Origin of the sequence: Novosphingobium sp., from assembly GCF_965229225.1 — a bacterium.
Lineage (GTDB): Bacteria > Pseudomonadota > Alphaproteobacteria > Sphingomonadales > Sphingomonadaceae > Novosphingobium.
In genome coordinates this window covers 2,897,428-2,910,485 of record NZ_OZ245867.1, presented here as the reverse complement: position 1 = coordinate 2,910,485, position 13,058 = coordinate 2,897,428, and the positions used below count along the sequence as shown (strand labels likewise).

The 13,058-nt window shown below is 64.9% G+C and carries 13 protein-coding genes and 1 pseudogene; 12 read left to right on the top strand and 2 right to left on the bottom strand.

The window, feature by feature from the left end; genetic code table 11:
* The first annotated feature begins 13 nt into the window (after nt 1-13).
* From ACO06X_RS13485 to ACO06X_RS13460, 6 genes and pseudogenes are all read left to right on the top strand, one after another.
* On the top strand, nt 14-2,977 hold the full coding sequence (locus ACO06X_RS13485) for a sensor histidine kinase (protein ID WP_421836763.1): 2,964 nt from the start codon (nt 14-16) through the stop codon (nt 2,975-2,977).
* A gap of 91 nt (nt 2,978-3,068) precedes the next feature.
* A complete protein-coding gene (locus tag ACO06X_RS13480) occupies nt 3,069-3,248 on the top strand; it encodes a hypothetical protein (RefSeq protein WP_421836762.1) in 180 nt (59 codons plus the stop codon).
* The gene (locus tag ACO06X_RS13475) at nt 3,245-3,739 is read left to right on the top strand and encodes a hypothetical protein (RefSeq protein WP_421836761.1); all 495 of its coding nucleotides are present in this window, start codon (nt 3,245-3,247) and stop codon (nt 3,737-3,739) included. The genes ACO06X_RS13480 and ACO06X_RS13475 overlap by 4 nt, the downstream gene beginning before the upstream one ends.
* A complete protein-coding gene (locus tag ACO06X_RS13470) occupies nt 3,736-4,047 on the top strand; it encodes a c-type cytochrome (RefSeq protein ID WP_421836760.1) in 312 nt (103 codons plus the stop codon). Before ACO06X_RS13475 ends, ACO06X_RS13470 begins: the two co-directional genes overlap by 4 nt.
* Nucleotides 4,044-5,669: an FAD-binding oxidoreductase gene (locus ACO06X_RS13465; RefSeq protein WP_421836759.1), complete on the top strand. Its 1,626-nt coding sequence runs from the start codon at nt 4,044-4,046 to the stop codon at nt 5,667-5,669. The genes ACO06X_RS13470 and ACO06X_RS13465 overlap by 4 nt, the downstream gene beginning before the upstream one ends.
* Before the next feature lie 279 nt (nt 5,670-5,948).
* A pseudogene (locus tag ACO06X_RS13460) lies at nt 5,949-6,522 on the top strand (hypothetical protein).
* 60 nt (nt 6,523-6,582) lie between these two features.
* Here the strand turns inward: ACO06X_RS13460 and ACO06X_RS13455 are convergent.
* Nucleotides 6,583-7,623 carry a Rieske 2Fe-2S domain-containing protein gene (locus tag ACO06X_RS13455; protein ID WP_421836758.1) on the bottom strand — a complete coding sequence of 347 codons (1,041 nt, stop codon included), beginning with the start codon at nt 7,621-7,623 and terminating at the stop codon, nt 6,583-6,585.
* An 85-nt stretch (nt 7,624-7,708) separates the two neighbouring features.
* On the opposite strand from ACO06X_RS13455, the gene ACO06X_RS13450 reads away from it, so the two are divergent.
* A complete protein-coding gene (locus ACO06X_RS13450; RefSeq protein ID WP_421836757.1) occupies nt 7,709-8,266 on the top strand; it encodes a TetR family transcriptional regulator in 558 nt (185 codons plus the stop codon).
* Here ACO06X_RS13450 and ACO06X_RS13445 read toward each other — a convergent pair.
* Nucleotides 8,167-8,814 (bottom strand): TetR family transcriptional regulator, encoded by a 648-nt coding sequence (locus ACO06X_RS13445; protein ID WP_421836756.1) that lies wholly within the window; start codon nt 8,812-8,814, stop codon nt 8,167-8,169. The genes ACO06X_RS13450 and ACO06X_RS13445 overlap by 100 nt on opposite strands.
* A 152-nt stretch (nt 8,815-8,966) precedes the next feature.
* On the opposite strand from ACO06X_RS13445, the gene ACO06X_RS13440 reads away from it, so the two are divergent.
* The 5 genes from ACO06X_RS13440 to ACO06X_RS13420 are packed head-to-tail and all read left to right on the top strand — an operon-like array spanning nt 8,967 to nt 13,006.
* Nucleotides 8,967-10,175, top strand: a complete 1,209-nt coding sequence (locus tag ACO06X_RS13440; RefSeq protein ID WP_421836755.1) for an MFS transporter — start codon at nt 8,967-8,969, stop codon at nt 10,173-10,175.
* Nucleotides 10,172-10,654 carry a MarR family winged helix-turn-helix transcriptional regulator gene (locus ACO06X_RS13435; protein WP_421836754.1) on the top strand — a complete coding sequence of 161 codons (483 nt, stop codon included), beginning with the start codon at nt 10,172-10,174 and terminating at the stop codon, nt 10,652-10,654. The genes ACO06X_RS13440 and ACO06X_RS13435 overlap by 4 nt, the downstream gene beginning before the upstream one ends.
* Entirely contained in the window at nt 10,651-12,204 is a 1,554-nt protein-coding gene (locus tag ACO06X_RS13430) for an FAD-binding oxidoreductase (protein WP_421836753.1), read from the top strand. The genes ACO06X_RS13435 and ACO06X_RS13430 overlap by 4 nt, the downstream gene beginning before the upstream one ends.
* Nucleotides 12,201-12,605, top strand: a complete 405-nt coding sequence (locus tag ACO06X_RS13425; protein WP_421836752.1) for a c-type cytochrome — start codon at nt 12,201-12,203, stop codon at nt 12,603-12,605. The genes ACO06X_RS13430 and ACO06X_RS13425 overlap by 4 nt, the downstream gene beginning before the upstream one ends.
* Nucleotides 12,602-13,006 (top strand): hypothetical protein, encoded by a 405-nt coding sequence (locus ACO06X_RS13420; RefSeq protein ID WP_421836751.1) that lies wholly within the window; start codon nt 12,602-12,604, stop codon nt 13,004-13,006. Before ACO06X_RS13425 ends, ACO06X_RS13420 begins: the two co-directional genes overlap by 4 nt.
* Nucleotides 13,007-13,058 lie beyond the last annotated feature (52 nt).

The window sequence follows — 13,058 nt, the reverse complement described above, 5'->3', positions numbered from 1 at the left end:
GCGCCGGGGGGCGATGGCCTGCAGGTTGGTGGTTCAGTGCCTCGCCGCCCTGATCCTCCTGATCGGCGCGCGTGCATCGGCGAATGACCGGGATGCCTTGCGGGGTTTCCGGATCACGCATTGGTCGCTGGAAGAAGGTGCCCCCAGCCGGATCAATTCGATCACCCAGTCTGTCGATGGCATGCTCTGGATCGGCGGCGTGGACGGCCTGTTCCGGTTTGACGGCGTCACGTTCGAGCAAGTCGAGGATGGTCGGCGGCTGGTGGTCTCGCAGGTCCTGGCCGCGCGCAATGGCGATGTCTGGATCGGGCTGGCGCGCGGACAGGGATTGCTCGTCTGGCGGCAGGGCCAGCTCCGACCTTCAGGCATGCCCAATCCCTCGCGCGAGGTGAACGATATCGTGGAAGGCCCCGACGGGGCGATCTGGGTCGCTCGCGGCGGGCGCACCGTTCGCTCGCTGGCGCGGTTTTCCGGCGGCCGCTGGGAGGAGTTCGACAGCGCCTCGGGCTTGCCCGAACAGCCGATCTGGAACCTGCTCTTCGCGCGCGACGGCACGCTCTGGGTCGTGCTGGAACGCACCATCTACCGCCGCCTTCCCGGCAGGCGGACGTTCGAGCCGACCGGCTTGATCGTGCCCCCGCGCGCCAGCCTGGCGCAGGATGCAAAAGGCGGCATCTGGCTTTCCGACCGGACGGGCACGCAGCAGATCGCGCAAGGCGGGTCGGAACCGATCAGAACCGGACGGCAGCACAGCAATGCCGACCCTGCGGGGGGGACGCGCACCCTGTTCGATCGGCGCGGCGATCTGTGGGAAGCGACATGGAGCAGCGGCGTCGTGCGCGTCGTGGCACCGCTCAGTCCGGTTGGTCGCACCGAAGTGAGCCGGCTCGACATGACGACCGGCCTGCTCTCAAACCAGACCCGCGCGATCTTTCAGGACCGGGAAGGCAATATCTGGATCGGCACCGAACTGGGGCTGAACATGCTGCGGCGGGTGCCGATCACGGTTGCGCCGGGCATTCCGGTCAATTCGGCCAACACGTACCGGCTCACTGTGGACCAGGCCGGAGTGGTCTTTGCCGCTGAAGGCAGCGGAATCTACCGGATCGCGCCGGGAGCGGATCCCGTCCGGATCCTTGCCACCCAGGACGCGGTCGAGGCGCTTTGTCCCGCGCGGGCTGGCGGTATCTGGGCCGTGCTCGCAGACAAGATCGTTCGGCTGGATGCCAAGGAAGACAGCGGCGCGCGCAGGGCCAAGCGTGCGACGTTCACCGCCCAGGCCTGCGCCGAAGATGCCGCTGGCCGGTTGTGGTTGCCGGCGCTCGATCACGGTCTCTTCGTGCTCGAAGCAGGGCGCTGGCACGCCTGGCCGGGGCTTGGTCCCAACACCGGCGTTCCCAGCAATGCCGCGCTGCTGCCGGATGGACGCGCGATGATCCAGTTCCGCGCCGGAGCGCCGCGCGGCCCCACGCCGTTCCTCGCGCTCGACAATCGCGCGGTGGCGAGCGGCGGCATCGAGGGTCTGCTGCGGGCGCAGGGGACCCTGCTCGTCAGCGGCTCGGCGGGCCTGTCCGCGCCGTTCCTGCCCGGCCGGCCCTTGCTGGACAAGCAGCGCTATCCCTGGGCGGCCTCGCTCAACGGGCTTGCGCAAGGGCGTGGCGGCGAAAGCTGGGGCATCGGCGATATGGGCATCGTGCGGCTACGCACTGCCGACCTGGCCGGCGCGCTTGCGCGGCCAGGCGCACCGGTGGCCGCGCGCGTGTTCGATTTCCGCGATGGGCTCAACAGCTTCGTCCAGAAAGGGGGCGGCGATCAGGTCGTGATCGGCGGCGACGGGCGGGTATGGTTCGCCACCCGGCGCAACATCCTCTTCATCGATCCCGCCGCGATCACGGTAAATCCCCTGCCGCCGACAGTGCTGGTGCGCGACATCATGGCCAAGGGGCTACGCTTCGCTGCGACCGGCGGAATGGTGCTTCCGGCCGGCACGACGCGGATCGAGATCGGCTATACCGCGACCAGCCTTGCAGTGCCCCAGCGGGTCCGGTTCCGCTACCGGCTGCTGGGCGCGGATGCGGAATGGACCAGCGTGCGCAACCTGCGCGAAGCCGTGTTCGCCGATCTCCGCCCCGGCGACTACACCTTCGAAGTGATCGCGGCCAACGAGGACGGAGTGTGGAGCCCCACCCCCTTGCGCCTCTCCTTCACCATCGCCCGCGCCTGGCACCAGACCTGGTGGTTCACGGTCCTTGCCGCCCTCGCCATCTGCGGCGGGCTCTACGCCCTCTTCAGCTTGCGCCTCAGCCAGGTGAGCGGCCAGATCCGGGACCGCATGCTGGAGCGCAACCGCGAGCGCGAGCGCATCGCGCGCGAACTCCACGATACGATGATCCAGGGCGTGCAGGGCCTGATCCTGCGCTTTCAGGCCGTGGCAGACCGCTTCGCGCACGATGCCGATGCGCAGGCGATTCTCGTGCCCGCGCTCGATCGTGCCGAGGAAATGCTGGTGGAGGGCCGCGACCGCGTGACCGGGCTGCGCCGGATGGACGAGCGCAACATCCTGACCGAGCTCGCCCGGATTGCCGCGCAGGAAATCTACCCGGCCGGGCTGATCGGGCCGCTGCAGGTTCAGGGCAAGCCGCGCCGTCTGCTGCCCGAACTGGTCGATGAAGTGCTCGCCGTCCTCGGCGAAGCGCTCAACAACGCAGCCTGCCATTCCGAAGCCACGCGCGTCGATATCGGCGTGGTCTTCAGCCGGCTCCATTTCAGCGCCTTCGTGCGCGACAATGGCAAGGGGATCCGCCGCGACTTCGTTTCGCCGCGCGGGCGACCCGGTCACTTCGGCCTCCTCGGCATGTATGAACGCGCCCGGGCCATGAAGGCCAGACTGCGCATAGAGAGCGCCGAAGGGTTCGGAACCGAAATCCGCCTGATCGTGCCGGCCCGCTTCGCCTATCTGCCCGGCCATACTTTCTAGGGCCAGTATCTAGGCGCTCGTCTCCCCGGCTGGGCGGGTGAAGCGTGACCCCGGAACATCGAGGGGGTGCATATGCATAGTGGTTGCGAAAATGGCGCGAGAACAGGGCCAAGTCGGATATGCCGACCGGCTGGGCGATCTCGGCTATCGTCAGCCACCTGAAGCGATAATCGCCCAATATCTGCTCGGCCTTCTGCAGCCGCAGCTTGAGCAGTTGCTTCCCGAAGCCTTCGCCATTTTCGGCGAAGAGCTGGTGAAGAAAGCGGCTTGAAATGCGGTTGTCAGGCCAGCATCCCGTATCAGTCGGCAACGCTCCATACGACCGACCGCGAGGGCGGCCAGCATGAATGGACCATCCGCAGCAAACTGCAGTTGCAGGCGAGTGACAAGCTGAAGGTCACGCTTGGCGGCGACTACCTAAAGATCGACCAGTCGGCGACGCCGAACTCGGTGCTGGCGGTGACCCCGACCAGCGAGACGACGACGACTTATTACTACTCGTGGGGGCCTGCCGCGGAGCATGGCGACGAGGCGATGGCGCAGCTCATGATCGATATTGCGACGATGGCCTTCAACGAAGACAATGGCATGATCGAGGCGCAACAGCGCATCATCAACACCGACCCATCGCGCCGGCCCCTTCCCACGAATGCAGGCAAGGCGATCACCCTTTTCCCCCGGTTGATGCGCGCTCAAGACAAGGACACAGTGGAGCGCGCAGCTGAAACGAGCAAGGTCGCGTCCATGGAGATCGCCGAATGAAAATCGCCTTCGGTCTGGCGGCCATGCTTTCGATAACGATGGGAAGTGCCGCTCATGCCAGCGATCCGCCGCCCCCGCGTGCGCCCGATGCGATCTACGCCAAGACCTGCGGCTATTGCCATGGGCATAATGTTGGGCCGGTCATCCGAGGACGCAGCCTGCCCGCCGAGGCGATCGAAATGATCGTCCGCCACGGGCAGGGCGCAATGCCTGCTTTCAAACCCACCGAGATCAGCCCGGCAGAACTCTCTGCACTCGCCAAATGGATTTCGGCGTCGAAGGCCGACAGCAAGGAGCACGGCCAATGAACGGCATTTCCCGGCGCGAAATCCTGCGCGCAGGCGCGGTCGGTTCGGCGCTCCTCGCGGGGCAGGCGATCGCCTCGCCGCTTGGCGGTCCTCGGATGATGCCGGCTTCGATGGACCGCGATGTGTTCGCTGCCGCGCTCAAGGATTTGCGCGCCATTGTGGGCGCGGACTGGGTCTTTGCCGATGAAGCCAGCACAGCCAGCTACAAGAAGAGCTTCATCCCCGACCCGCTCGGTCACCATATCCCCTCAGGCGCGGTCGCTCCGGCTTCGGTCGAGGAAGTTCAGGCCATCCTCAAGGTGGCCAACCGCTACAAGCTGCCACTCTGGCCCGTCTCGACCGGCAAGAATATGGGCTATGGCATGGCGACGCCTGCCAGTTCGGGGCAGATGATCCTCGATCTCAAGCGGATGAACAAGATCATCCACGTAGATGGCGAACTTGGCACTGCGCTGGTTGAACCGGGCGTGACCTATCAGGACATGCACGATTACCTCGTGGCACATAACCTGCCCTACTGGCTCGATGTGCCCACCGTCGGTCCGATCGTCTCGATGCTTGGCAACACGCTTGAGCGCGGTGTCGGCTACACGCCCTACGGTGATCACTTCTTCTTCCAATGCGGCATGGAAGTCGTGCTGGCCGATGGCTCGATCCTCAAGACCGGCATGGGCTCGGTCAAGGACTCGACCACCTGGCAAGCCTTCAAATGGGGCTACGGGCCTTATCTCGACGGGCTGTTCACCCAGTCCAACTTCGGCGTCGTCACCAAGCTTGGCATGTGGCTGATGCCCAAACCGCCCGCCTACAAAGCCTTCATGGTGCGGCATCCCAATCCGGAAGACATTGCCGCGATCACCGACACGATCCGTCCGTTCCGGATGAGCAACCTCATTCCCAACGGCGTGCTGATCATGGGGGCAGCCTACCAGCTCGCGATGTTCCATCGCCGCGACGAGTTCTGGAAGGAACCCGGATCGATCCCCGACGAGGTGGTCAAGCGCGAGGCTGCCAAGCGCGGGCTCGGCATGTGGAACACCTATTTCGCGCTCTACGGCACCGACAAGATCATCGGCGCGATCGAGCCGATCGTGCGCCGTGCGTTCGAGGCTTCGGGCGGCGAGGTGATGACCGCGGCGGAGATGACCGGCAACCCGTGGTTCGAACACCACCAGACCCTGATGCGCGGCGGCATGACGCTCGAGGAAATCGGCATCGTGCGCTGGCGTGGCAACGGTGGCGGCATGGTTGCCTTCGCCCCCGTTGCCCCGGCCAAGGGCGAGGAACCCAAGGGCCAGACTGCGCTCGCCAAGGAGATCATGGCCAAATACAACTTCGACTATGCCCCGGCCTATGCCGTGGGCGGACGCGAGCTGCACCACATCATTTTCCTGATGTTCGACAAATCGGACCCCGAGCAGGAGAATCGGGCGGACGCCTGCATGACCGAGATGATCACCCGCTTCGGCGAAAAGGGCTGGTGTGCCTACCGCTCGGCGGTTTCGACGATGGACCTTGTCGCTGCCCAGTATGGCGCGACCAACCGCGAGGTGAACGCGCGGCTCAAGCAGGCGCTCGATCCCAACCACATTATTGCGCCGGGGAAACAGGGGATTGCCTGACAAACAGCTGCGCGGGTTCCGCGCCCTTCGATCCACATTCGCGCAAGCGCTCAGGGAGTTTCCCGATGCACCCGCGCGCCGAGCCAGGACACGGTTCCCGGTGTCTACAAGATCCCGTCCTGTCCCCTCGTCGAGCGCAGGCTCTGGGCGTTCCTCTGGATGGGTGATCCTGAACTGGCCAACGAAGCGCTGATCCCCTACGAGGCGGACATGGGTTTCGGCCTCGATGGCTATATCTACAAACCCTTCAGCACGTTGGATGTTGAAGGGCGATAACAGCTGCTCAACGACAATCTGCTCGATCTCACCCACCTCGGCTTCCTCCATGCCAGCAGCATCGGCAGTGAGGAGAACCCCAGTGCCCCCGAGGAACGGCAAGTCAGCGAGCCGCAAGGTCGCCATCCGCCGCTGGCTGCGCGGTACGGCCTGCCCGCCGCTCATGGCGAAGAATACAGGCTACGCTGGCCCGATTGATCGGCTGGCCGGGATGACCTTCTTTGCTCCCGGCTTCCATGCCGGCCTCGATGATACCTACGTTGTGGCCGGTCATCCCGAGTGCGGCGGCGAATGCTTGCAAAGCGTGAAAGTCTTCCACGCGGTCACCCCGGCCACGCGCCATGAGACCAACTGTTTCCTTGCGCTCGGCGGCACGAGCGAAGCACAAGTTGAGGCCCTGAAAATCGCGCTGCCGCCCGTGTTCGATGAAGACTCTTTCGCGACCGTGGAGATCGAGAAGATCCTCACCCGCTGCGAGACGCTGCTCTCCGAACTCATGCTCAAGTGCGACGGGACGGCCGTCGAGAGCCGCCGGCTGCTGCAGCGCATGATGGACGCCGAGCGGGCCTTGGCCTGAGCCGAACGGTCACGCAGCAAGTCGACCGAGTGGCACAAGCCGCCGACCACCTTCGAGACATTATCTGCCAGCCCCGCCTTCTTCCCGCGCCAGTCGCTCCACAATGCGGTTGTACAAGGTTACGCCGCGATCATGCGCTGTGGGCATGACGGCGTATCCGGGGCTGTCTGCAATTACGCGGCTTTGCGCTTCGATCATGACCTTGTCCTCGCCAAAGGCCATCGCGGCGAGCTGCATCATGCCATCGCGCATGGCCTCGTCGCCGTGGTCGCCGTGCGGGCCCCAATTGAAGAAGTACCGCGCGGTGCCCTCGGTCAGCGGAGTGACCGCCTGGCTGGTGAAGTTGCGCCCGGCTATCGCGGTGTCGAAATCGGGCGGTCCGAACTCCAGCGCCGCTGCGGTCCTTGCCATGAAGCTGGCAGACTCCATGAGCAGAACGCCCGGAAGCAGGAAGTCGTAGGTCATGTAATTATCGAAGCGTTCGGCGGAGTTTGGATCGCGGATGTTGGGCACATTCTGCGACCAGCGTGAAAACCGCACGCCGCGTTCGAGCGGGGTGATCTCCGGCAGCCGTTCGGCAAAGGTCGGCCCCGCCTGGAAACTGGCAGCGTGGACATAAGTCAGGTGGCTGAAATCGAGCAGGTTGTCGCAGATCAGCCGTGCCTGTGCGGCATAGTCGAGATGGCCGTGCCCGAGGATGAAGCGGCCATCGTCATAGCCGACGGCGGGCGGAATGAGCGCTTCATCCGCCTGCGCCGGATCGCCCATCCACACCCAGACCCAGCTGTGCCGGACTGCAACGGGATAGGCGCGGACCTTTGCTTGCGGCGGCACCTTGTCCTGCCCCGGAATTTCGAGCACGCCGCCATCGGGCCCGAACAGCAGGCCATGGTACATGCAGCGCAGGTTCACGCCTTCGCACCGGCCCAGTGAGAGGGGTGCCATGCGGTGCACGCAGCGATCCTCCAGCGCATGGATCGCGCCGTCGTCTCCGCGCCAGAGCACGATGCGCTCGCTCAGGACCTGCATCGCCATCGGCTGGCCCCGGGCCAGCTCGCTATCCCAAGCAGCGACATACCAGCAATTGCGCACATAGGTCATTCAGCACCTCGCCCGTTTCTCCTTAACGGTGTTCATTGAACGCTGTTCACTTGTCAAGCCACAGGTGCTTGTCCAGATTGCGGGGATGAAGATTGATCGCGACCAGATCACCGCCGCCGCGCTCGCCCTCATGCAGGAGCAGGGGCTTGAGGGGCTCGGCATGCGCGCCTTGGCGGAGCGGCTGGGGGTGCGGGCCTCGGCGCTCTATTGGCACGTGCCGAGCAAGGACGGCCTCTATGCCTTGATGACCGGACATTTCTACGGGACGGCCTACGCTGCGGCCAGCACCGCGTCCGGTCCGCAGGAATGGCTTGAACGTCTCGGAAGCACATTCCGGGAAGGCCTGCTGGCTTGCCGCGATTCAGCGCGGCTATGCGCCATCGCGCCGCCAGCGGTGAGCGACACGCCCGAGGCCAAAGAGCGAATGACCGGAAATCTGACCAGTTGGGGGATGACGCAGGAGCAGGCGCTGAACGCAGTTGCCTCCGTTTTCGCGCTCACGCTCGGGTGGGTGGTCTACGAGCAATCGGAGACCATGCACGATCACCTGGTCGGCATGCTGGATTTCGACACCGCTTTTGCAGCCGGGTTGCGGGCGATCGTCGGCGGACTGGCGGCAACAGACCCTGTTGCTGCAGCCTGACTGGAAAGCTCTGCATGGGCCAGCCCTTCGGCAAGCTGGGACAGAGCCAGATGGAATGCGGCATCGCTATCGAGGTTGCCGATCATCATGGGGCGCACCGAGGCGTTGCTCTCGAACAGCGACCAGCCGAGCGTGAACGCCTGCATGCTGGAACACGCAATTCTGGCCAGGTCGCGGCTCATCCCGCCTGCTTCAAGGTGGTCCAGAATGACATTGGCCACTTCCTGCTCGACGGTCTGCGATGGCTGAACGAAGGCAACGAGCCGCGCTGAATCGCGATTGATGCGATGACTTTCGCGCAAGGCGGTCCCGAACGCGATCAACCAATCTCGCCCGGTCGTCTCAAGCCCGGTCTCGACAATGACTTCGCGCAGGAACTGTTCGGCCAGCATGCCGTAGAGCTGTGCGCGGTCGCGCACGTGCCAGTAAAGCGCCGGTGTCTGCACGCCCAGCGCGTCGGCGATCTTGCGCAGGCTCAGCTTGTCGAAACCTTCCTTCTGAAGGATCTCGCGCGCCGCACTCACAATTGACTGTTGATCGAGCGCCATCGCTGCCTTTGCTCCCACGCTTGGCGTGCTGCTATTGACTTTGAGCGGGCCTTACGCAATCACCTTAATGGTATTAAGGAGAGGGCAACAATGGGCGATTGCGCCGCTTCTGCGCGTGTTGAAACGCGCCCGAATGCTGCCGGGCCGGCGCGGTGAGCACTGCAGATCGCCCCAAGATCGGCGCAGGCTCATTGCCGCTCCTGCTGGTGATGGTATTCCTGAACATCGCCGGTTTCAGCCTGCTCCTGCCGCTCCTTCCCTTCTACGCGCACGCCTTCGGCGCAGGCCCGTTTGCTGTTGCCTGCCTCTTTGCCGCCTATTCGCTTGGCAACATCGCCGGGGAGATCTTCTGGGGCCGGCGATCGGATGTGAGAGGGCGCAGGCCTGTGCTGGTCCTGACCACAGCTTGCGCTGCAGTGACCTACATCGCCTTCACCTTCTCGCAGAACCTTGAAACCGCATTGGTCCTGCGCGTCATCGGCGGCTTCTTCGGCGGTACATTGGGCGTTGTGCAGGGCGTGATCGCAGACATCACGCCGCCGCGCGATCGCGCAAAGGTCATGGGGTACTTCGGGGCGGCCTTCAATTTCGGCTTTGCCGTAGGGCCAGCGATCGGCGGCCTCTTGGCTTCCCCGGAGCAAGGCCTTGCCGGTTTCCATCTGCCGATTTTTGCGGCGGCCATGCTTGCTGCAGGTGCCTCGCTCTGGGCCTGGTGTTTCCTTGCAGAGACCCGGCAGCCGGGTCCGGCCAGAACGCCCCCCAGCTATGGCGAGGCTGTCAGCTTCGTGCGCGCGAGTCCGCTGCTCTGGCGGCTGCTTCTCATTTCCTGGTGCGGCATCGCCATATTCGCCTCGGTCGAAGCGGTGTTCGGCTTGTGGACCGAGCGCGCCTTTGGCTGGACCACGCACGAAGTGGGTCTCACGTTCCTCGCGGTCGGCGGGATCGGTCTGCTCGTCCAGACGCTGGGGATCGGCCCACTGGTCAAGCGGTTCGGTGAGGCAAGAGTCATCGTGGGAGGGCTGATCCTGCTTTGCGCGGCCGTGGGCCTCCAGCCCATTTTCCACGCACCGGTCGCCACTGTCTGCCTCATGGCGCTCATGATGGCAGGCCACAGCCTTGCCTTTCCCAACGCGGGCGCGCTGATTTCGCGCAATACGCCGCCAGAACGCCAGGGCAGCGTCATGGGCCTGAACATGGCATCGAACGCGAGTTCGAGGATTCTGGCGCCGCCGCTGTTCGGCCTTGTGTTCAGCCAGGCCTCCGATGCGCCCTTCCTGCTTGGCGCGACAATCATTGCACTCGTGGTCCCGGTGGCTCTGGCCGTCGTGAAGCTCACGGCCCCGAGGCTCGCACAGGCATGACCCGTCTCGACACCACCCCTGTCGATCGCGACATCGGCCTGCGGATCGGCCTTGCCAGCCGCGCACTGGCCAAACACCGCGCCGGCAGACTGCGCATGAGGCACCTGACGCCCAAGGGCGCAACGGCACTCGTGCTGGTGGACGCCAATCCCGGCATCACGCAGGCAGACCTTGCGCGCTATTTCAGCAATGGGCGCACGACCATGCACGGCATCATTCAGGAACTGCTGAGTGAGGGTCTGCTGGAAGGTAGGGCCACGGACACCCGAGGCCAGGCCGTTGCGCTCCATGTAAAGCCGAAGGGCAAAGCGGCTGTAGCGTTCGAACTGGACTCTATCGATGCGCAGTTCGAATTCTGCTGCGAGGTGATTGGCCAGGCCGCCACATTGCAGTTGATGGACCACCTGCTGAAACTGTGTGCCGCTGCCGAGGCTTTCCAGCCCACGCCTCTGCTCTCGATGACGGGTGATGAACCATGAAACGCACCGCAATTGACGCGCAGGGTCTGCAACAGGCGCTCCGGGACTTCACCGCCTTGCTGGGCAAGGACCGCGTGTTTGCCTCCGATGAGGACAAGGACGCCTATTCGGATCACTTTGCCGGTGCTGATCAGGTGGCGGCGCACCGCCCCTCTGCCGCCATCGCGCCGGATACCGTGGAGGAAGTGCGCGAAATCGTGCGCATTGCCAATCGCCATGGCACGCCGCTCTGGCCGATCAGCCGGGGCAAGAACTTCGGCTATGGCGGCTCCGCGCCGGTCCTTGCGGGCTCGGTCGTGCTCGATCTTTCGCGCATGAAGAAGATCGAGATCGATGAGCGCAACGGCACCGTGGTGGTCGAGCCGGGGGTCAGCTTCTTCGACCTTTACGACTTCATTCAAGCCAAAGGGCTGCCGCTGATCCTTTCGGTGCCGGGCAACAGCTGGGGTTCGGTAGCCGGCAATGCGCTGGACCGGGGGGTGGGCTATACACCCTATGGCGATCACGCCTCGCGCATCTGCGGGCTCGAAGTGGTGCTGCCCGATGGCGATCTGGTGCGCACCGGCATGGGCGCCATCGGGTCGGGGCCGACATGGAATCTCTACAAGCCGGGCTATGGGCCAAGCTGGGACAAGATGTTCTGCCAATCCAACTTCGGCATCGTGACCAAGCTGGGCCTGTGGCTGATGGCCGAGCCGGAATCGGTGCTGGGCCTCAACATCGATGTCGACAAGCCCGAGGATCTGGGCTGGCTGATCGACACGTTGGCCCCGCTGCGCCGCAATGGGATCCTGCAGCAGTCGCCCTCGATCGGCAACTGGCTGCGCGCGGCAGCCACGCTCACCACGCGCGAGCAATGGGCCAAGCCCGGCGAGAAACTCGGCCCCAGCGCGATTGCGGCGATCCGCCAGAAGTTCGGCATCGGCTGGTGGGCGGTCGCGCTGCGGTTCTACGGCCCGCTTGAAATCACCGAGGCGACGCTACGCGTGGTGGAGAAGGCGTTCGAGGGCAAGCCGGTCCAGAAGCTCGGCCACACCCGGTGGCTGAAAGGTGATCCGCCGGAAGGCTCACCGGTCACCGGCGTGCCGATCACTTATCCGCTTGCCAACGCCAACTGGTTCGGCGGGCGGGGCGGGCACCTCGGCTTTTCACCGGTGCTGCCGGTAGACGGTGACGCGGCGCTCAAGCTGTTCAAGCGCAACTACGAGCTGCACGATCAGTATGGCCTCGATTACCATCCCAGCTTCGCGATCGGCGAGCGGAGCATGAACAACGTCAACCAGTTGCTGTTCGACCGCGACAATCCCGCCTTTGTCGCCAATGCTGACAAGCTCCTGCGGCAACTGGTGAAAGAAGCCGCCGCGCAAGGCTATGCCGAGTACCGTGCGCATATCTCCTACATGGACCTGATCGCGGACACGTTCGATTTCAACGGCCACGCGCTGCGGCGGCTGAACCAGAGGGTCAAGGACGCGCTCGACCCGCGCGGCGTGATCGCGCCGGGCAAGAGCGGCATCTGGCCTGCGGGCCGGCGGGAGCAGAAGGCATGAGCCGCGCCCTTTGGTGGATTGCCCCGCTGGTGCTTGTCGGAATGACAAGTGCGCTCAGCACCGCGCAAGCCGGACAGAGCAGCCCTGCCGCCAATGGCGAGCAGAAGGCCAACGCCGGTGCCAACGCGCAGCAGGACCGCTCTTCCCGCAGCCCCAATGAAGCGCTGTTCGTGGAGAAATGCGCCATGTGCCATCGCCGCATGGGCATGGGCACCGTCCTGCTCGCCCGCCGGATGAACCCCGCGCTCGCGCAACTGGAAGCGCGCACCGACCTGACCGTGGACTATATCAAAACGGTCGCGCGGCAGGGCATGGGCAATATGCCCCCGGTGCGGCGCGGCGAGCTCTCGGACGCGCAGCTGGACCGGATCGCGGCCTATCTCGCGAAAGCAAAGCCGTGAAAGGGCCGGTGATCAGCCGCCGCAAGGCCATGGCCGGTCTGGCCGGGGCCGGAGGTGCGCTTGGCGTTTCCCTTGGGCATGCAGTGGCACAGGACAATCTGCCGGGCGGCTTGGCCGTGCCGTTGCTGCTGATCGATGCGCGCCAGACCGACCCGATGACGCTGGCGATGGTGGAGCAGATCTACGGCACAAGGCGTTTCGAGATTCTGGAACAGGAACCGGTCCGGGCGTGGCGCGACGGGCTTGGATCGGCTGTGTGCAAGGCAGGATCGGCGCACGTTATCGGCCGGTGGGATGCCGTCTATGTGCTCTCAATGCTGGGACGGGAGGCAGCGCTGCGCACGAGCATCCGGCAGCTGGGGCAAGGCACGTTCTGCCTGACCCTGACCGCGCTGGCCTGAGGCGGCGCAATCAGAAATAGGGGCGGGTACTGCAGCACCCGCCCCCATTGCC